Source organism: Pseudomonas sp. KD5 (assembly GCF_012932895.1).
Lineage (GTDB): Bacteria > Pseudomonadota > Gammaproteobacteria > Pseudomonadales > Pseudomonadaceae > Aquipseudomonas.
Genome location: NZ_JDWJ01000008.1, coordinates 191897 through 210344, shown reverse-complemented (window position 1 = coordinate 210344; position 18448 = coordinate 191897). Strand labels below are relative to the sequence as shown.

The following is an 18448-nucleotide window of genomic DNA, read 5'->3' as shown; positions in this document are numbered from 1 at the left end:
ACTGAGTTACAGTTGCCGGCTTTCGACCATCGTTCATCGAGTCCCCCATGATTCCCCCACGTCGTTGGCTGATCCTGGCCATTATTTCCAGCGCATTGCTGCTGATCGTCATTGATATGACGGTGTTGTACACCGCCCTGCCGACACTGACCCGTGAGCTCGATGCCTCGGCCTCGCAAAAGCTCTGGATCATCAACATCTATGCATTGATCGCTGCCGGGCTGCTGTTGGGCATGGGCACACTCGGTGACCGCCTCGGGCACAAACGCCTGTTTATCGGCGGGCTGAGTGTGTTTGGCCTGTTCTCGCTGATCGCGGCCTTCTCGCCATCGGCCAGCGTATTGATCGGTGCCCGTGGCTTCCTGGCCGTCGGCGCAGCGATGATGATGCCGGCTACTTTGGCCATCGTGCGGATGACGTTCACCGACCCGCGCGAGCAGGCGATGGCATTCGGCATCTGGGCATCGGTTGCCTCAGGGGGCGCTGCGTTCGGCCCGGTAGTGGGCGGCCTGCTGCTGGAGCATTTCTGGTGGGGCTCGGTGTTTCTGATCAACGTGCCTATTGTGCTGGTGGCACTGGTCCTCGGCGCGGTGTTGATCCCGAATCACCCGGGGGATGCCAAAAAGCGATGGGACTGGCTGGGCTCGCTGCAGGTCATGATCGGGTTGATCAGCCTGGCGTATGCCGTCAAGGAACTCGGTAAACGGGCGCCCTCCTTCGACGGCATGCTGGTGGCGGTCGTGCTGGGTGCGCTATTCCTGACGCTGTTCATTCGACGCCAACGCCGTGCCGCACAGCCGATGCTCGATCTGGCGCTGTTCACCACGCCTGGCTTCAGAAATGCCGTCATTTCAGCAGTCGTGTCGGCCGCTGCGTTGATCGGCATGGAACTGGTGTTCAGCCAGCGCCTGCAACTGGTGCTCGGCATGTCGCCGCTGGAGGCGGCATTGTTCATCCTTCCCCTCCCACTGGGCTCCTTCGTCGCAGGGCCGCTTGCCGGTTACTACCTGCCGCGCCTGGGAAACCGGCGGATGCTGTGCTGGACGTTGCTGCTGTCGTCAGCCGCGATGCTGAGCTATCTCTTGCTGTACAACGCTGCGGTTTACCTGCAAGTCGCCAGCCTTGCCCTGTTGGGCTTGACGATTGGCGCTGCACTGACCGTTTCGTCCAGCACCATCATGCTCAGCGTGCCCGCCGATAAAGCCGGCATGGCCGCCTCCATCGAGGAAGTGTCCTTTGAACTGGGCGGTGCTGTGGGTGTGACGCTGGCGGGCAGTCTGTCATCGGCGATTTATGCGTATTCGGCGGGCCTGATGATTCCGTCATGGCTGACCCTGAACCCCGCGACATTCGAGAGTCTCGACGACGCGTTGGTCGTCGCCGAGACGTTGTCACCCGAAGGCCGCGCGATGCTGAGCGCATTCGCCCGTGCGGCGTTCGATGCAGGCTTCGTTGCCGTGCTGGCAGCGTCGGCAGTCCTGCTGTTGATCGCATCGCTGCTGGTCAAGTTGAGCAGACAGGCGCAGCCGCGTGAGGTCGCAGACCATCCTTGGTAAGCAAAACGCAGATTTGGTTGAACGGTTCTGCGTGGGGGCCTTAAAGCTTGTGGCTGCCCAATGCCTGGTACCGTTGCGGCGACGCCTTGCGAAGTCGAGCCGCCAGGAACACGCCACCCAGCAGGGCCGCGGGAATGATCGCGCAGAGACTGTATGACAAGGCCAGGCTGGCGCCCGTCAGTACATCGAAATGCACCACCGCGAGTACCAGGACCGCCAAGAGGGCAATGCAAGAGAAACCGGGGAAAATCCGCCCACGCCAGATCCCCACCTTGAGTTCGGGGTGACGCCGGAAAAAGAAGATTACCGCTACGGACGTGAGCGCCATCAACAAAATCACGCACAGCGTGGCCAAGTTGGACAGCCAGGCAAACAGCTGCAGGATCGGATCGGCATCCATGGCGGCGAAAATCAGTACCACCACCGCCGAGATAAGGCTCTGCAACGCCGACCCCATATGAGGACTCTGGTGCACGCGATGGGTAGTACCCAAGCGGTGCGGCAACAGGCCGTCACGCCCAATCGCGTAGAAGTAACGGGCCGCGGCGTTATGAAACGCCAGCAGGCCGGCATAGATACTGACCATGAACAGCACCCGGATAATCTGAGTCAGCCAGGGGCCGACAAAGTGGTCGGACATGCCGTAGATAAACGTCGTCGGGTCCTGCAAGGACTGCAGCATCGGCACGATTTTGTCCGCACCCACGCCCACCACCATCGACCATACCGACAGTGCGTAGAAACCACCGATCAGCAACACCGAGCAGTAGGTGGCAATCGGGATAGTACGCTGCGGGTTCTTGGCCTCTTCGCCGTAAATAGTCGTCGCCTCGAAGCCGATAAATGCCGCGAAGCAGAACAGCAAGCCGATTGACGGTGTGCCGCTGAACACATGACTGCGATCAAACGCATCAAGGTTGATGCCGCTGTCGCCGGCGGATTTGAGGATGGAAAAATCCAGGATCAGGATCGCCAGGTACTCGGCGATCACCATCACCGACAGTAGCCGCGCCGACAGGTCGATCTTGCGATAGCCCAGAATCGCAATGCTCGCCATCGCCATCAGCGAGTAAGACCACCACGGCAGCACCAGTGCGAACATGCTTTCCATGGTGCCACTGACCACCCCGCCGAACATGCCATACAACCCGACCTGAAGAATGTTATAGGCAAACATCGCCAACACCCCGGCCGCTCCGCCCGCCAGGCCACCCAAACCACGGGAGGTGAACGCATAAAAACCGCCGGCATTGGTCAGGTGCCGGGACATGGTGGTGTAACCCACCGAGAACGCGAGCAACACCAGCAACGCCAGGATCAGCAACGCCGGCGTGCCGGCGCCATTGCCCAGCATGATGCCAATCGGGAAGCCACCGGCGATGACACTTAACGGGCTCGCCGCCGACACCACGAAGAAGATGATGAAACCAACACCCAGGGCACCACGCTTCAACTCCGTCGAACTGTTGATCGGGATAGATACGCTCATGTTCTTGACCTTATTGTATGAGGCAGTCGCTGTAGGATCGGTGCAGCAAGCCGTTCACCGTCACCGATAGAGCTTGTCGCTTTTATCGCACGCTGGATTCGATCCTATGCCTCACCGTGAACGCCCCGGTATCCCAAATCGGTAACCTGTTACGCCATCACCTGAACAGCGCCATCCGCCAGCCTGACCTCACTGCGAAGCGAGACGCGCCGTCAGTTCCGACGCCGCGCCGGTCACCAGGTCGCACAGATAGCCTTGCTGAAACGCACCGAACCGCTCACTGCGCCCCACCAGGGTCATGCTCCCGAGGACGCGCTGCTTTTCGTCGAAGATCGGCGCCGCGACGCCACTGCGTCCTGGGTGCAGCTCGCTTTCGCTGATGCAGTAGCCCTGTTTGCGGATGGCGAGCAGGCTCTTGATGAACGGTTTCCACTCCAGCCCCAGATGCTGCAATTCGGATGGGTTCACGTGCGCGTCGTAAACACGTCGGATTTGGCGCGGTAGCAGATAAGCCAGTACGACCCGGGAGGTCGCGCTGTGGAAAAGATCGATCGACCGCCCCCTGCCGCTACCGACCGGTCCAGCATCGGAGCCACGATGGATCAGCACGTTGACCACGGAGTCGCCATGCCACTCGCTGACCAGCGCGTCCAGGCCGGTGTCGACGACCAGGTTGTCGACCAGGTCCCGGCTGCATGCCAACAACGGATCGTAGTTCGTCATCAGATGCTCCAGCGTGACGATTCGCGGGCCGAGCGCATAACCGCGCGGTAATCGCTTCAAAAAGCCCGCGTCGCCCAGTTCGCGCAGATAACGATAGGCGGTGGCGGACGTGTAGCCGAGCTCCCGGCAAATGATGTCCACATCGATGACCGGTTGTTCCGGGCGAAACAGGTCGAAGACCATGAGCAGGCGGCGCAGGCTATTCATCTTTCTCTACATCCTTGTGAAGCCAACGGTCACCCCACACTGCTTTCAGCGGGCGGGTGTTCAGGCATGAGCGCAACCGGTGATGGCAGCGCGGGGGGTATGGGATGGCAACTCTGCGAACAGCTCCTGGTACTCCGCCGCAAAATGGCTGAGGTGAAAGAAGCCCCATTGGGCAGCGGCATCGCCGATCGAGAGATGCGACGCGCGGGTGGACATCAAGGTCCGGCGTACACCGTTGAGCCTCACAGAGCGCAAGTAATTCAGCGGCGTCGTCTCGGCAACCGAGCGAAAGCTGTTCTGCACGGTACGCCGACTGACCTGGAGTCGCTGGCACAACTCGATCACGCTGGGCACGTCGATCATCTCCGCGGTCGCCAAACGGTGGCATTTCTCGACAATGAAGCTGCGCGTGGAGCTTGCGGAGCGTTGTTGCTTGTCGCAAGCCGGGTCGGTCATGAGTTGCAGCAACTCGCCGAGCATCGCCTGTTCCAGCGCCAGCTCCCGCTCCCGATCTCGCGTGCTGTCGAGTTCTTCGTACACCAGGGCCTGGGAGAACATTGCCAGCAATCGGCGACGAGCGTCTGCAAAGCGCGGCGTGGAAACCCTGATCACCGGCTGACGCAGCAACAGGCTGACCTCCTTCGCCGAAGCCGTTTGCGCCAACGCCTGCTCGAACAATTCACGTTCAAAGGTGATCGACAGCAGCTCCATGCCCATCGGCATATGGAACATGAACTCCTCGCCACCGTGAAGAAAGAACAGGCTGCTATCGTCCGCCTCCCGTCCCTGCATCCGAATCGAACCCGGGGTGGTGATCGGCACGGCAAAGCACATCTTGCCTCGGGGAGCCACGCCGTGCTGCACGACACGCTGGTTGATCTGCTCGAGAAAGACGTGGACACCCGCCGTCGACAACTGCATCAGCGAACTCTCAGTCGAGCCTGCCGTTAGCTGACTGTAGTCCTGATTCCACTCCTGGACGGTGGCCGCATGAACATGGACGTCTCTGAAATGGCTGATAGTCTGATTTTTCATGATGTCGAAAGCCTCTGCCAATATTCTTGTTTTTAGATCGCCTTCCTATGCGATATTCGCACATAGTGAGAATTTTGCACAATTCTTTATGAGATTTTAAATTCACTGGACAGTGCGCTCAGGGCGGTCCACTCATATGCCAATTCGGGCTACCGGCCATACACACACCACGGAGATGATCAGCACACTTAAATCGACATCCAGAGTGAACGTCATGAGTGAAGCCAAACTTGAATCCCTCCACTTCGCGGATGCCCCGCGAATTACCTCCAGCACACTTCCCGGCCCCAAAACCAGCGAGGCCCTGGCGTTGTCGGCGCGTACCGAGTCGATGGCGCGCGGCGGCGGACGCATGCCCGTGGCGATGGACCGTGCCTTCGGCGCTACCTTCAAAGACCCGGATGGCAACACCTACATCGATTTGTCCGCCGGCGTGGGCGTCAGCAGCGTAGGCCGCTGCCACCCGAAAGTTGTGCAGGCGATCCGCGAACAGTCCGAAGTGCTGATGCATGCCCTGGAGGTCAACAGCACCCGGCGCACCGAGCTGGCGGCCAAGCTCTCCGAGATCGCGCCCGACGGCTTGCGTGGCGACTGCATCACCTTCTTCACGCAAAGCGGCAGCGATGCGCTTGAAGCAGCCATCAAGTTCGCCAAACGCATCACCGGGCGGCACCAGATCATCGCCTTTCATGGAGGCTACCACGGCGTATGGAACGCCTCGGGTTCCCTGACGACAGGTACGGCATACCGCAAGGGTTACGGAGCCCAAATGGGCGGGGTGATTCACGCCCCCTACCCTTACGCCTACCGTTTCCCTTTCGACACCACTCACAAAAGCGCCGAGCAGATCGCCGGCGAATACGTGGACTACCTGTTGAACACCCCCTACACCGCCGCCGATGATGTGGCTGCCGTTATCGTAGAGCCGGTGCAGGGCGAAGGCGGCTACGTGCCTCCTTCACCAGAATTCCTGCAGCTGTTGCGCAAAGCATGCGACCGTAGCGGCACGCTGCTGATCGTCGATGAAGTGCAATCCGGCGCAGGGCGCACCGGCAAGATGTGGGCGGTCGAGCACTCGGGCGTGAAGCCGGACATGCTCACATTCGGCAAAGGCATCGGCAGCGACCTGCCAATGGCGGGCCTGATCATGCGTTCGGACCTGGCGGCCGCGATTCCTGACGGATCAATGCCCAATACCTTCGCCGCCAACTCGTTGTCCGCGGCAGTGGCGCTGACCAACATCAGCATCCTGCAGGACCCGGAGCTCGATCTGCTCAACCGTGCGCACACGCTGGGGTTGGAGGCGCAGGAACGTATCCGTGGCTTCAACAGCCCGTTCGTCGCTGAAGTCCGCGGCCGCGGCCTGATGATCGGTATCGAACTGGTTGAAGACCCAGCCACCAAGGCTCCCCTGGCGCCCGAAAAAATCGGCCAGCTCATGGGTTACCTGCTGAACCACGGCGTGCTGATGATTCCCTGTGGTCGCTACAGCAACGTGATGCGAGTCATGCCGTCGCTGACGATCTCACGCTCGCTGTTCTTCAAGGCACTGGACATCTTCGGCGACGCCCTGGCTTCCCTTGAGGCATGACCCGACCACTGCACATCACTTATGGACCGCAAAATGACTGAGCACTTGAATCACTTCATCGAAGGCGCGTCCTTCGAAGCCTCCGACGGCCGTCGCATAAACCTCGTCAACCCCGTGACAGAACAGGTGTACGGCAGTTCCGCACAGGGCACGACTGAGGACGTGGACCGCGCAGTGGGGGCCGCACACCGCCAACTTGAGGGTGGCGCCTGGAGCCAGCTCGACGGCGCCCAGCGCGGTCGACTGCTATCTAAACTCGCTGACCTGGTTGAACGCGACAGCGAATTGCTGGCCGATCTGGACGCCAACGCCATCGGTCGCTCACCCATCGAACCGCGCCGGATGGACTTGCCCAACGCAATCGCCAACCTGCGTGCCGCCGCCGGCTGGGCCAACCAGCTTGAGGGACGCACCATTCCCACCGGTGGCTACTTCGGCACCAAGACCCTTTCGTACACGGTACGCGAGCCCGTGGGCGTGGTCGGCGCCATCGTTCCCTGGAATTCGCCGTTGATGATCACCGTCTGGAAGCTCGCCGCGTTGCTGGCGGCAGGCTGCACCGTGGTCATCAAACCTTCGGAAGAGACGCCGCAGTCTGCCCTGCACCTGGCGGTGCTGGCTCAGGAAGCGGGCTTCCCTGACGGTGTGATCAACGTGGTCACCGGCTACGGCAATGAGGTGGGTCGCGCCTTGTGCGAACACCCGCTCGTTGCCAAGATCAGCTTCACCGGCAGCCCCGAGGCCGGACGCGAAATCCAGCGCACCGCCGGTGTACTGTTCAAGCGCGTGGCATTGGAGTTGGGCGGCAAGAGCCCCCAGATTGTCTTCGACGATGCCTCTTTCGACGACGCGCTGCGCGGGTGTGCGCTCGGCCTGTTCGCCAACCAGGGCCAGGTCTGTGCAGCCGGCTCGCGCATCCTGGTGCACCGCAGCATCGCAGATCGCTTCGGCGCAGCGCTGGCCGATGCCGCGCAGGCAGTCAACGTGGGCGACCCTCGCCAGCCCGGTGTACAGATGGGACCGGTGGCCAAGAAAGCACAATTCGATCGCGTTAACCGATACATCCAACTGGGTATAGACCAAGGCGCCTCGCTACTGGCCGGCGGTGTATCGACGCCAGAACGGGGCTGGTTTGTCCGGCCGACGATCTTCACCAACGCGAACAACGCCATGGCGATCGCCCAAGACGAAATCTTCGGGCCCGTCGGCACGCTGATCACGTTCGACAGCGAAGAGGAAGCTATCGCACTGGCCAATGACTCCTCCTACGGCCTGGCGGCCACGGTCTGGACGACCGACCTGGTGCGAGCGCACCGCGTAGCCGCTGCGGTGAAGGCCGGTGCCGTGGGTATCAACTGCTGGAGCCCGCTGGACGCCAACCTGCCCTGGGGCGGCGTAAAGACCAGCGGTATCGGCCGTGAAGGCGGGTTCGCCGGCGCGGTGGCCTACACCGAGGAGAAAGTCATCACCGTGCTGCTACCTTCCTGAGCACGATCCCTGTCCTGACCGAATAACCCTCCGGACCCTGTGCCGCGAGGGTTAGCGTTCAAAAGTGCATCCCTGATGCCGTTGATAATCAATGGAGAGACTGCGATGAACCCGATAGATCAACAAACAACCGATCGGTATCCGACGTCCCTGCGAATGTTGCACTGGGTGCGCGCCGCACTCATCGCGGGCCTCCTCTGGGCAGGCTGGCATATGACCGGTCTGAATGACGAAGTGGCGAGCAAGTACGAGCTCTATTACCCGTGGCACAAATCCTTTGGACTGTTGGTGTTTCTGGTTGTCCTGACTCAGATCGCCCTGCGTTTTCGGACCCCCGTGCTTCCGCAGCCGCTGGAAACGCTGGCAAGTTATGAAAGGTTCCTGTCAAGGCTTACGCAGCGTGTCATGTATGCGCTCGTCGTGATCGTGCCGTTGATGGGCTACTCAATGTCGAGCACTTACACGATGAGCGACGGGGTGTTCTTTTTTGGGGTCAACCTGCCTGAGCTCCTTCCGAAAAATGACAATTGGTTCGTCGTCTTCCAATGGCTGCACAAAGTGCTCGCCTACACCCTGCTCGGGCTGATCCTGTTGCATGTCGTAGGCGCCCTCAAACATCGGTTTTACGACCGGGACCCTCGAAACGACGTCCTGCGCCGCATGCTGTAACTTGATGAGGCGTGGGCGCAAGATGTCCACGCCTTCGTGGCTCTGACCTGAGGGGTCCCGGTACAGTCACTTGCGTACGGGGCTCTTGAAGTCTTCAGTTCTGTTGTGCTTACCTGCTATCAGTTTGGCCCAGGTCTGACGAGGTGAGCCCGCCATGCTGAAATCACTCGCTGTTATCGCCGTTGGTGCGTCACTTGGTGCCTGGTTGCGCTGGCTCCTGGGCGTGAAGCTGAACGCCCTGTTCCCCACGATTCCCCCGGGCACGGTGGTCGCGAACATGGTCGGGGGCTACATCATTGGCCTGGCTATCGCGTTTTTGGCCGCCTCACCCACCTTGAGTCCTGAGTGGCGCCTGCTGATCATCACGGGTTTCTGCGGTGGGCTTACCACCTTTTCTACGTTTTCCGCCGAAACAGTTGCCCTGATCCAGGAAGGCAGACTGCTCTGGGCGCTCGGCTCAATTTCATTGCACGTCGTAGGCTCGTTGGTGATGACCGCTGCCGGGCTTTTGTCCTATCAAATCATTGGCATGCGATGAGGAGATGAAAATGAAAGGTTTTCTGGTGATTTTCTTCACTCAACAGAACCGCCGTTATCAGGGAAAGATGCTTGGCGAATGGATCGTCGATGTGGCCAAGGAGATGGGGCTGCGTGGTGCGACTCTCTCTACGGCTATCGAGGGTTTTGGACACACCGGTCGACTGCACTCTTCGCATTTTTTTGAACTCGCGGATCAGCCTACGGAGATTCGCATGGCTATCACCGAGGACGAATCCGAAAGGTTGCTCAAGAGGCTGGAGGCTGAGGAAATCTCTGTGTTCTACATAAAGACCCCAATCGAGATGGGCTTCGTCGGCAAAAAAACCACCTAGCCTGGCCCCTCCTCGATCGTCTGTTGCCTGGCGACCTCCCATCGGGAATGCGCCACCGCGGGTGGCGCCCCCGATCAAGATACCGGCAACAAACCTTCGTCGTTACGGCGTGAGCGGCGACTCAGAACGTCATCCACACGATGAACTGGAAGTAAGTGTTCGTTGATGCGCTCCCGCTCTGCAGACCACCGTCCCCGAGCCACTTTTCGGGCTTGTAGAAGCCGACCAGAGGCGAGAGTGTGACGTTATCCGTCACCATCCAATCCAGAAAAAGGTCGACCTCACGTGCAGCGAAGTCCTGCTCATGCGTACGGGAGAGCTGGTGGTAGTTGAAGGCCATTGCGTTAAGGGTCAATTTATCGGTCGGCTTGACTGAGAGGAGCACGTCGTTGATCGCCATGTTCGAGGTCACTGAACCTGCGTAATTGGCGGCGACTTCACCCTGGTATCGCTTGCGAAAACCTCCCTGGAACAGAAAGTCGTAACCTTCGGAATAGCGCGAATATCGATAGCTCACCGTCGGTTGCCATTGGGTGTCGGCAAAGGTGTAGCCCGCTTCGAAGAACATCGCCCGCTGTGAGCCCGAGCGTTTTTCCTGACGTGCGACCTCGAACGCAAAGTCGGCATTCTCGATCCCGGCATTGCCCTGCCCACGAATGCTGTAGACGTTCATGCCCTTGCGCTCAAGCCGATCACCAAAGGCATATCGCTCGTCAACATCCAGGCCGTGCACGTACGTCGAACCGATCGAGCCGACGGGCGTCGTGTAGTCGAGGGTGGCGGCAGCCACTTCGGTCTTCGACTGCCCCGGGTTATCGGATTTGAGCCATATCAGGCTACCGTGCAGGCCCTCCAGACCACCCAGTTTCAAGACTGCCGTATTCCCGAACGCCAACCGCGGGCCAAGGTAAAAGGCGCCACCGCGATTGAACCGGCCATCCCTTACGCCCTCGATAGGGTTGAAGGCCTTCCCGGGGGCGAACCCGTCATCGGTGATCAGGAAGCCGTCCACCGTAACGAGCTGGCGGCCAAAAGAGAAATCAACGCCGTCCTTGCCCAGTGCTGGAATCAGATCACCTGACTTCCAGCCCAGGTAGGCGTCTTCCACAGCCGTTCTTCTTTCATCCCCGACGGTGAGTCCTCCCGCGTCCCCATCGCCAAATGATCCCGTACTGATCCAGCTGAGCCCACCATAGACGGAACCGGCATTGATCTTGTTTGTCGTGCCGTTGAGACCGTACTTGGCGAAGCCTTCTTGCCAGCGCATCCTGCCGGGCTCCCTCTCAGGGTCGCCAATGTAGTTTTTCTCGCTGCCGAACCAGCCAAACGCCGCCGACAGGTCGGCGTTCAGGACGGTTCCACCATCGTCTTCGTTGTAGAGCTGGTAGGCGTGTACCTGCGGCTCAAATGTACAGAGTGCGACCAGCGAAAGTAATGGGGCGTAACTGAGGGTGCGCATGACGTCTCTCCTGTTTTTATATTTATGAGGCGAGCCATGAGTGTTCCGGCTTGGGTCGCGCAAGCGGTAACCCAAATCAGCACTTTCAAGGGGCTGGCCGTCCATCCCTTCGCGCGATACCTCCCCCACTGCAAAACATCCTCAGCGCCTTCAATAGTTGCCGTTTTGGGCTACGGCCTCTGAGCGCACTCCCCCTATGCTGGGCCCATAAGAACCATAAGAACCGAGGCACCTGTCATGACCCCTTTGTCACCCTCCCCGCTGTTACGTCAGGGGCTTTGTCTTCTGACCCTCTTCGCCTGCAGTGCCCTGGCACCTGTTGCCAGTGCTCACCATTCGTTCGCGCTTTTCGACCAGACCCAGACCGTCTCGATCAAGGGTGTCGTCGAGCGCTTTGCCTGGACCAATCCCCACATCACGATTTACGTCGATACGCCCGGCCCGCCGGCCCAGCGATTCAAGATCGAAACGGGCAGTGTCAACGCGTTACAGCGCACGGGCTGGACCGCTGAGTCGATCAAGGCCGGCGAGACTGCCGAGGTGTCCTTCAAACCGTTGAAAAACGGTGAGCCAGGCGGGCTGCTCGTGGAAATCAAGAGCGGAGACGTCGTACTCACGGGCGGCGGATGAGAAGTCCCTCCCCGGCTTCCTGACGAACTCACCGACCAGACCAGCAGCGTGGAGACGTTTCAATGAAACCGACACGAACCTTGAACACGGCAATGATCTTCCTGGGTATCGCCCTCGTGACTGCCGCCGGGATGTGCAGCGCCGCAACACCTTCGAAACCTCTAAGCGACAAACACAGCGTCAGCGCACGCCCCGACATCAGCGGCACCTGGGAACGAACCCCGGACGACTGGTTCGGTGAGAACCCCGACAACCCGGTGCACCCGGGTGGGCCGATGGACCTGAAGGCGCCCTATGCCGACGAATACGTCGCGCTGAAGAAGAAGCAAGCCGCTGCGAACGAGGCCGGAACGCCGTTGGCCACAACAAGTTCCAGATGCCTGCCCGAGGGAATGCCAACGTTGATGGCGGCGCTCTTCCCGATCCAGATCATTCACGACGACAAGCAAGTGATTGTCCTCGGTGAGTATCTCCAGCAGGTCCGCCGGATTCTCTTGAACGAAGCGATGCCTGCAAAAGAGACCCTGGACCCTAAATATCAAGGCCATTCACGCGGCCATTGGGAAGGCGACACGCTCGTCGTGGAAACACAACGAGTGCGAACGGACGTGAGTTTCTACGACGTTCCGCACGGCAAAGACATGAAGATCATCGAACGCATCAGGCTGACGGCGCCGGATCACCTGGAGAACCAGGTCGTGATCGAGGACCCGCAGGTGCTCAAGACCCCGTATCGCTTCACGTTCGAGTACAAACGGTCCAACTACGCCATTCAAGAGTATGTCTGCGAGAACAATCAGATCGTGATCGATAAAGAGGGCAAGGCATCCCTCAGTCTCGAGTGAAGTCGCCATTAATCGCCATCGGAGCTGACCAAATGGAAAGACTGACAACCCTCAGCATCCTGCGGCCGACGCTGCAAAGCGCCCTGCTGTTGCTGATCCTCACGTCGAACACATTCGCCGAGGTGCCCCGCATGCCCACGGCCATCGCGGTGCCGCCCTCCGGCAAGCCACCGCTCTCGTCGGCGAAACGCCCGGGCACCGAATACAGCGACCTCGACAAGTACGGCTACATCGAGGAGGAGTTTTACCTGCAAGGCGTTGCCCCGGCCATTACCGCTTCGGGCAAAACCCTGTTGGAGGCGCCTTACACCACACGCATTCTGGTGCGCAAACCGGCTGACCCCGCGCGCTTCAATGGCACGGTCGTGATCGAGCCGTTCAGTTGGTTCGGCGAGCGCGCCGCGGGATGGATCCTGACCCGCGACTATTTGCTGCGTCGCGGCTACGCGTACGTCGGGTACACGCTGAATGTGAACAAGCCGCCAGTCGATCCCAAGTTCATCTCGGACACCCCGGCTGCCGAGGCCGAGCAGATCGCCCAGTACGGACGGATCGTGAACTTCGAGTTCATGCGCCGCTTCGACTTTGCACGCTACGCGCCGCTGGGCACCTATTACGACCCGGAACACTTCACCCGCGGTGAAGCTCCCGATCCGTTCGCTCCACAGTCCCAGGGCATCGGGGCGCAACTGGCGTTGCTGCTGAAAACCAATGCAGCGCAAAGCCCGTTGGCAGGTCTCGATGTTCAACGCATCTACGTCAATAGCTGGGCCGTAACCGCGCAAGTCTGGATGGACTACCTCGACCAGGGCCGGCACCAGCAATGGCGCATGCCCGACGCAAGGCCGCTGATCGATGCCTACATGACCGGCCGCATGGCCTACGGAGAAGTGGGCGGCGACGTCATCCGGGTGCCGCGCCATACGCCCGATGGCGTGCCGTTCGTGACCGTCTACAGCCAGTCCGAACTGATGCACGACGTGATCGAAGGCATCAACCTGCCGCCGGACACCGACAGCCCGCAGATTCGCTACTACGAAGTGACCGGCATGCCACACCTGCGGCTGGCCGACCTTGGTACGGAGCATACCGAACAGCTCGCTGCCGACATCGGCAAGGGCGACGACCCACGGTGCCGGACGCTGTACGACGAACCGGCGGAACTGATCGTCTCCGCGCTCCTGGATCGCATGGACCAATGGGTGCGCCAAGGCAAACCCATGCCGAATGCTCCGCGGGTCGCCCGCGATGGCAAGACCGCCGCGCGCGACCCTGTTACCGGCAACCTGCAAGGGGGCGTACGCCCACCGTGGATCCAGGTGCCCAGTGCGACCTACCTCACGGATCAGGAGACCGGCTGCGGACTGATCTACGACACCAAGGTGCCTTACTCCAGGGACGTCCTTGGCCAGCGTTATGGAAGCTTCAGCAACTACGAACAGAAATTCGAAGACGCCAAGGCCCTTTCGATCAAGGAAGGGTACCTACTGCCAGAAGATGCGGCGGGTCTGCGCTCGATCGCAAAGCCTCAAGACTTCTAACCCATTGGGAAGAACAGCAAATGTCATCATCACTCATCATTGCCTGGATCTATGCGTCACCTTTGAGCACAGCCATCCGGGACATTCTCTGGATCATACCCACCGTCCAGAGCATTCATATCCTCGCTATCACAGTGCTCTTCGGCTCTGCGGTCATCTCCGATCTTCGGCTGGCGGGTGTGTTCGCCACGGACGAGCCCTTGCGTGGCGTCGTTCGCCGGTACTACCCGTGGATGCGCAATGCGCTCCTCGTCCTGCTCTTCACGGGGTTGATCATGATCATCGCCGAGCCTGATCGCGTACTCGTCAACTCGACCTTCTGGCTGAAGATGGCGTTGGTCGTGAGTGCGTTCACGCTGACCTTGCTTCTGCGGCGCCCCCTTCTGCGCCCTGCCGACGATGCACAACGTGATGACAAGCCTCCTCTTGTCAAGGCGCTAGCCTGGCTGTCGATCGGCTTGTGGTGCGTCGTCATCATCTGTGGTCGCTGGATCGCCTACGCGATCTAAGCGTTTTCAACGAAAGCTCCCAGGTATTCGCCATGGACATTCAACCAACACTACAAGCCCTCCAGGACACCTCTGTCGCCACCTTCATCCGAGAGTCGGGCTCCGTCTTTCCAGCCCTTGAATCGGTACATGTGATCGGCATCGCTCTTGTGTTCGGGACCATCGCCGTCGTCGATTTGCGTCTGCTCGGCGTTGCCTCCCATCGCCGCAGCGCGCTACGGCTGATAAAAGATTTGCTGCCGTTCACCTGGGTCGCTTTCGTGGCTTGCGTGATCACCGGCCTGCTCATGTTCGCCGCCAATGCCACGACCTATGCCGAGAACACCGCATTCTTGTGCAAGATGGGCTTGTTACTGCTGGCGGGGCTCAACATGGGGGTATTCCATTTGGGCGTCTTTCGCCGCATTGCCGAATGGGACACAACGCTAACGCCTCCCAGCCAGGCGCGTGTCGCGGGGTTCAGTTCGTTGGCATTGTGGGCGGGCGTGGTGTTCCTCGGCCGCTGGATCGCGTTTCTCTGATGGCTCGTCTATCGCCGCGTCGCGCATCCGGTGCAGATATGCCCAGCGATCACGCAAACAGCTCAATCAAGGTGGTGCGCCCGGTATCCGGCCGATGGGAATCGCTGGCACTGTTGCTTGCGGCCCTGGCAGTCATCGCCAGCGTGGCAGGCTATATAACGCTGCGACCCCAGAAAGTCGGCCCACCGATAACCTTGAGCTGGCAGGTGCGTTCCTTCGATGGCCTGGGTGCGGTCGATCAGGCGATTCACAGCGCTCTGCTGCCGGCCGGTGAAGAAATCATCTGGTTCAACAACGATACCGGCGGCTGGATCACGCTGGAGCGTGCGCAGAAAATCTTGCTGCCGCCCTTCTACCGTGACGCCTTCTGGAAGACCAATGGCGAGGTGCAGTGGCAATTGATTCTGCCTGGCACTCACCTGCCGCATGCCGCTTCCGGCGACGTGCACGTCGATGCGCCTGTCACCCCGCCGGACCAGACCGCCAACAAGGTGTCGCAAGCCACCCAGGGCCAGGGCGCTACGGTCTATTACGGCTCCGGCGGCCGCGCGCCGGGCCAGAGCGCCTACCTGCTCGTCATCGGTCACGCGCATGCCGGTGTCATGTGGGCCAACCAAGCGACGATCTGGGTCCACCGCGACCCGAACGCGCCCTACCCTGGCATCGTCAAGCCCGAATCGCTAGTCGGCGATGGCTGGCGCCAGGTCATCCCTTACAACGGTGCCAGCGAAGTCGAACGCGTAAAAGGAACCCAGCCATGACCGTTTCTACGAAACACCGCGCACTGTGGCGCCGATGCATCGCGCTATTGCTGCTGATACCCGCCATCGCACTCGCCAGCCCGGCTCCCTCTTCGGGCAAGAAGCTCAAGATCGGCGTCACACTGCATCCCTACTACAGCTTCGTGGCAAATATCGTTGGAGATCGGGCGGAAGTCGTTGCGCTCATCCCGGCGGAAGCGAATCCGCACAACTACCAGCCGCAGCCCGATGACATCACCCGCGCGATGAATATCGATGTTCTGGTCGTCAACGGCATCGGACACGATGAATGGGCCTTCCAGATCATCAAGGCCGCTGGCCGCGGGGCGACCCTGCCGATCATCCAGGCCAATGCCTCGGTTGCGCTCATTCCAATCGGCGGCGGCCAGGACGGCGTCAAGGTGGTCAATCCGCATACCTTCGTATCCACCACGGCAGCGATACAACAGGTCTTCGAGATCACTCGCCGGCTGGGGGAGCTGGACCCGGACAACGCTGCGGCGTATCGACAAAACGCCCTGGAGTATGCCGCGCGTATCCGGGCGCTAAGGGCCGGCTTCATGACCCGTTTCGCCGCGCTGGATTTGTCTTCCTTCCGGTGCGCGACAACGCACGCTGGCTACGACTACATGATGCAAGAGTTCGGCCTGTTCGTAAGTGCGGTGATCGAGCCGCGTCACGGCGTCGCGCCGACTGCGCGCCAGTTGGCCAACACCATCGACGCGATCAAGAAGGCCAATGTGCGTGTGCTTTTTGCCGAGAAGAATTTCTCCCTCGACCTGGCCAAGCCTATCGAGGCAGCCACCGGCGTGAAGGTGTTCGCGCTGTCTCACATCACCGGCAATACCTACAGCCCGGACGAATTCGAGGTAGCAATGCGTGAAAACCTCGAGACCTTGGCCGAAGCCGTTGAGTTTACGCAGCGATGAACGCGATGAAAGAGGAACAAGCGATGCGCGGCCCCGCCATAGTGTTCGATGACGTCTCCCTGCAATTGGGAGGTACGCAAGTGCTCGACAAAGTGAGCTTCCGGGTAGAAGCCGGTGCGCTGCACTGCCTGGTAGGCCCGAACGGCGGCGGCAAGACTTCACTGGTGCGTGCGCTGCTGGGCCAGATGCCGCATTCAGGGACGGTCCGGTTCGAAGGCGAGGTCACGACACCCATGGGGTATGTCCCGCAATTGCCGGACTTCGACCGCAACGTGCCGATGACGGTCAACGACATCATGGCCCTTCTCGGTCAACGCAGGCCGGCCTTCCTGGGCTCAAGCCGATCTGCCAAGGCGGCCAATGCCCAAGCACTGGAGCGCACCGGCGTGGCCGGAATGGGCGCAAAACCTTTTGGCAGCCTGTCCGGTGGCCAGCGTCAGCGAGTGCTGCTGGCCCAGGCGATCAGCCCGGCGCCCTGGCTACTGATCCTTGACGAACCGACCGCCGGCATCGACGAACCGGGTGTGCGACTGGTGGAGGCGCTGGTGGCCGAGCTGAACGGCCGCGGCGTCACCATCCTCTGGATCAACCATGACCTGGAACAGGTCAGGCGCATCGCGCAATCGGTGACCGTTATCAACCGGCGGGTGCTGTTCCATGGTTCGCCCGACCAGGTCGCCTACCCTCTGGAGGCTACCCAATGAGTGCCTTGTACGAATTGATTCGCAACCAGCTCCAGGCGCTTGCCGCGAGTGGCATCCTGCCGCAACCGTTCGAGTACGAGTTCGTGATCAATGCGCTGCTCTGTGCAGTGCTCATCGGACCGCTACTGGGCGTGCTGGGCTCGATGGTGATGATCAAGCGCATGGCGTTCTTCAGTCAGGCCGTCGGTAATGCGGCGATGACCGGCGTTGCCATTGGCGTGCTGATCGGCGAGTCCTACACCTCCCCCTACTTCTCAATGTTCGGCTTTTGCCTGCTGTTCGCCCTGACGCTGAAGTACACGCAGCACCGCACCACGCTGGCCAATGACACGCTGATCGGCGTGTTCTTGTCCATCTCGCTGGCGGTCGGGGCCTCGTTGCTGCTGTTCGTGTCGGCGAAGATCAACACGCACGTAATGGAAAGCGTGCTGTTCGGTTCCATCCTGGCGGTCGACTACACCGACATGAACGTGCTGCTTGTGGTAACGGCGACGTGTGCTCTGCTCGGACTGCCGATGTACAACGGCATGCTGTTGGCCAGCCTCAATCCGAGCCTGGCACATGCTCGCGGCGTGCGCGTGCGAAGCGTCGAGTACCTGTTTGTCGTACTGGTCACCCTGGTGACGGTAGCCTGCCTGAAAATCATCGGCGCAGTACTCGTCGAAGCCCTTCTGCTCATACCGGCCGCGGCAGCACGCAACATCAGCCATTCGCTCCCGGGGCTGGTCGTGCGCGCCATCCTGATCGCGACTTTTTCCTGCGTGGTTGGCATCCTGGCACCCATGCAATTCCACATCCCCGTACCGACAGGCGGCGCAATCGTGATCGTCGCCGCCCTGGTGTTCGTCGTCACCACCGTCATCCGCGCTACCGGGGCCCGGTTCAGAGGTGCCAGCGTATGAAATGGCTTTGCATGTCA

At 60.5% G+C, this 18448-nt stretch carries 19 protein-coding genes; 15 read left to right on the top strand and 4 right to left on the bottom strand.

Annotation, left to right across the window (positions count from 1 at the left end):
* The first annotated feature begins 47 nt into the window (after positions 1-47).
* Positions 48-1556 (top strand): MFS transporter, encoded by a 1509-nt coding sequence (locus AF70_RS19040; protein WP_028940848.1) that lies wholly within the window; start codon positions 48-50, stop codon positions 1554-1556.
* Positions 1557-1596: 40 nt separating this feature from the next.
* Here AF70_RS19040 and AF70_RS19035 read toward each other — a convergent pair whose 3' ends face one another.
* The 3 genes from AF70_RS19035 to AF70_RS19025 all read right to left on the bottom strand — a co-directional run bounded on the left by AF70_RS19035 (position 1597) and on the right by AF70_RS19025 (position 5010).
* Entirely contained in the window at positions 1597-3045 is a 1449-nt protein-coding gene (locus AF70_RS19035; RefSeq protein ID WP_028940849.1) for an APC family permease, read from the bottom strand.
* Between the two features lie 189 nt (positions 3046-3234).
* On the bottom strand, positions 3235-3975 hold the full coding sequence (locus tag AF70_RS19030; RefSeq protein WP_018927846.1) for an IclR family transcriptional regulator: 741 nt from the start codon (positions 3973-3975) through the stop codon (positions 3235-3237).
* Positions 3976-4035: 60 nt separating this feature from the next.
* Complete coding sequence (locus tag AF70_RS19025) at positions 4036-5010, bottom strand: helix-turn-helix domain-containing protein (RefSeq protein WP_026286553.1); 975 nt, start codon at positions 5008-5010, stop codon at positions 4036-4038.
* 214 nt (positions 5011-5224) lie between these two features.
* Here AF70_RS19025 and AF70_RS19020 point away from each other — a divergent pair, with 214 nt between their 5' ends.
* The 5 genes from AF70_RS19020 (at position 5225) to AF70_RS19000 (ending at position 9630) form a co-directional block, all read left to right on the top strand.
* The gene (locus tag AF70_RS19020) at positions 5225-6601 is read left to right on the top strand and encodes an aspartate aminotransferase family protein (protein WP_018927844.1); all 1377 of its coding nucleotides are present in this window, start codon (positions 5225-5227) and stop codon (positions 6599-6601) included.
* Positions 6602-6634: 33 nt separating this feature from the next.
* Positions 6635-8089, top strand: a complete 1455-nt coding sequence (locus tag AF70_RS19015) for an aldehyde dehydrogenase (RefSeq protein WP_028940850.1) — start codon at positions 6635-6637, stop codon at positions 8087-8089.
* 105 nt (positions 8090-8194) lie between these two features.
* Entirely contained in the window at positions 8195-8758 is a 564-nt protein-coding gene (locus tag AF70_RS19010) for a cytochrome b (RefSeq protein ID WP_018927842.1), read from the top strand.
* 154 nt (positions 8759-8912) lie between these two features.
* On the top strand, positions 8913-9296 hold the full coding sequence (gene crcB / locus AF70_RS19005) for a fluoride efflux transporter CrcB (RefSeq protein ID WP_019578583.1): 384 nt from the start codon (positions 8913-8915) through the stop codon (positions 9294-9296).
* Positions 9297-9306: 10 nt separating this feature from the next.
* Positions 9307-9630: a DUF190 domain-containing protein gene (locus AF70_RS19000; protein WP_019578582.1), complete on the top strand. Its 324-nt coding sequence runs from the start codon at positions 9307-9309 to the stop codon at positions 9628-9630.
* Between the two features lie 121 nt (positions 9631-9751).
* Here the strand turns inward: AF70_RS19000 and AF70_RS18995 are convergent, their stop codons facing one another.
* Positions 9752-11089, bottom strand: coding sequence for a hypothetical protein (locus tag AF70_RS18995; RefSeq protein WP_019578581.1), 1338 nt, complete (start codon positions 11087-11089; stop codon positions 9752-9754).
* A 237-nt stretch (positions 11090-11326) separates the two neighbouring features.
* Here AF70_RS18995 and AF70_RS18990 point away from each other — a divergent pair, with 237 nt between their 5' ends.
* From AF70_RS18990 to AF70_RS18950, 9 genes are all read left to right on the top strand, one after another.
* A complete protein-coding gene (locus tag AF70_RS18990) occupies positions 11327-11719 on the top strand; it encodes a DUF6152 family protein (RefSeq protein WP_019578580.1) in 393 nt (130 codons plus the stop codon).
* Between the two features lie 62 nt (positions 11720-11781).
* Entirely contained in the window at positions 11782-12564 is a 783-nt protein-coding gene (locus tag AF70_RS18985; protein WP_028940851.1) for a hypothetical protein, read from the top strand.
* 32 nt (positions 12565-12596) lie between these two features.
* Positions 12597-14105, top strand: coding sequence for an alpha/beta hydrolase domain-containing protein (locus tag AF70_RS18980; protein ID WP_028940852.1), 1509 nt, complete (start codon positions 12597-12599; stop codon positions 14103-14105).
* 20 nt (positions 14106-14125) lie between these two features.
* Positions 14126-14614 carry a DUF6644 family protein gene (locus AF70_RS18975; RefSeq protein ID WP_019578577.1) on the top strand — a complete coding sequence of 163 codons (489 nt, stop codon included), beginning with the start codon at positions 14126-14128 and terminating at the stop codon, positions 14612-14614.
* A 32-nt stretch (positions 14615-14646) separates the two neighbouring features.
* Positions 14647-15135 (top strand): DUF6644 family protein, encoded by a 489-nt coding sequence (locus AF70_RS18970; RefSeq protein ID WP_028940853.1) that lies wholly within the window; start codon positions 14647-14649, stop codon positions 15133-15135.
* A 38-nt stretch (positions 15136-15173) separates the two neighbouring features.
* Positions 15174-15896 carry a DUF6162 family protein gene (locus AF70_RS18965; protein WP_028940854.1) on the top strand — a complete coding sequence of 241 codons (723 nt, stop codon included), beginning with the start codon at positions 15174-15176 and terminating at the stop codon, positions 15894-15896.
* Entirely contained in the window at positions 15893-16825 is a 933-nt protein-coding gene (locus tag AF70_RS18960) for a metal ABC transporter solute-binding protein, Zn/Mn family (protein WP_028940855.1), read from the top strand. Before AF70_RS18965 ends, AF70_RS18960 begins: the two co-directional genes overlap by 4 nt.
* The gene (locus tag AF70_RS18955) at positions 16822-17529 is read left to right on the top strand and encodes a metal ABC transporter ATP-binding protein (RefSeq protein WP_018927831.1); all 708 of its coding nucleotides are present in this window, start codon (positions 16822-16824) and stop codon (positions 17527-17529) included. Before AF70_RS18960 ends, AF70_RS18955 begins: the two co-directional genes overlap by 4 nt.
* The gene (locus tag AF70_RS18950; RefSeq protein WP_018927830.1) at positions 17526-18431 is read left to right on the top strand and encodes a metal ABC transporter permease; all 906 of its coding nucleotides are present in this window, start codon (positions 17526-17528) and stop codon (positions 18429-18431) included. Before AF70_RS18955 ends, AF70_RS18950 begins: the two co-directional genes overlap by 4 nt.
* Positions 18432-18448: the final 17 nt, after the last annotated feature.

Coding starts and splice junctions, on each gene's coding strand:
- AF70_RS18950 (WP_018927830.1), top strand. CDS start 17,526: ATGAGTGCCTTGTACGAATTGATTCGCAACCAGCTCCAGGCGCTTGCC.
- crcB (WP_019578583.1), top strand. CDS start 8,913: ATGCTGAAATCACTCGCTGTTATCGCCGTTGGTGCGTCACTTGGTGCC.
- AF70_RS19035 (WP_028940849.1), bottom strand. CDS start 3,045: ATGAGCGTATCTATCCCGATCAACAGTTCGACGGAGTTGAAGCGTGGT.
- AF70_RS18980 (WP_028940852.1), top strand. CDS start 12,597: ATGGAAAGACTGACAACCCTCAGCATCCTGCGGCCGACGCTGCAAAGC.
- AF70_RS19020 (WP_018927844.1), top strand. CDS start 5,225: ATGAGTGAAGCCAAACTTGAATCCCTCCACTTCGCGGATGCCCCGCGA.
- AF70_RS19000 (WP_019578582.1), top strand. CDS start 9,307: ATGAAAGGTTTTCTGGTGATTTTCTTCACTCAACAGAACCGCCGTTAT.
- AF70_RS19030 (WP_018927846.1), bottom strand. CDS start 3,975: ATGAATAGCCTGCGCCGCCTGCTCATGGTCTTCGACCTGTTTCGCCCG.
- AF70_RS19015 (WP_028940850.1), top strand. CDS start 6,635: ATGACTGAGCACTTGAATCACTTCATCGAAGGCGCGTCCTTCGAAGCC.
- AF70_RS18985 (WP_028940851.1), top strand. CDS start 11,782: ATGAAACCGACACGAACCTTGAACACGGCAATGATCTTCCTGGGTATC.
- AF70_RS19025 (WP_026286553.1), bottom strand. CDS start 5,010: ATGAAAAATCAGACTATCAGCCATTTCAGAGACGTCCATGTTCATGCG.
- AF70_RS18995 (WP_019578581.1), bottom strand. CDS start 11,089: ATGCGCACCCTCAGTTACGCCCCATTACTTTCGCTGGTCGCACTCTGT.
- AF70_RS19010 (WP_018927842.1), top strand. CDS start 8,195: ATGAACCCGATAGATCAACAAACAACCGATCGGTATCCGACGTCCCTG.
- AF70_RS19040 (WP_028940848.1), top strand. CDS start 48: ATGATTCCCCCACGTCGTTGGCTGATCCTGGCCATTATTTCCAGCGCA.
- AF70_RS18955 (WP_018927831.1), top strand. CDS start 16,822: ATGAACGCGATGAAAGAGGAACAAGCGATGCGCGGCCCCGCCATAGTG.
- AF70_RS18975 (WP_019578577.1), top strand. CDS start 14,126: ATGTCATCATCACTCATCATTGCCTGGATCTATGCGTCACCTTTGAGC.
- AF70_RS18965 (WP_028940854.1), top strand. CDS start 15,174: ATGCCCAGCGATCACGCAAACAGCTCAATCAAGGTGGTGCGCCCGGTA.
- AF70_RS18970 (WP_028940853.1), top strand. CDS start 14,647: ATGGACATTCAACCAACACTACAAGCCCTCCAGGACACCTCTGTCGCC.
- AF70_RS18960 (WP_028940855.1), top strand. CDS start 15,893: ATGACCGTTTCTACGAAACACCGCGCACTGTGGCGCCGATGCATCGCG.
- AF70_RS18990 (WP_019578580.1), top strand. CDS start 11,327: ATGACCCCTTTGTCACCCTCCCCGCTGTTACGTCAGGGGCTTTGTCTT.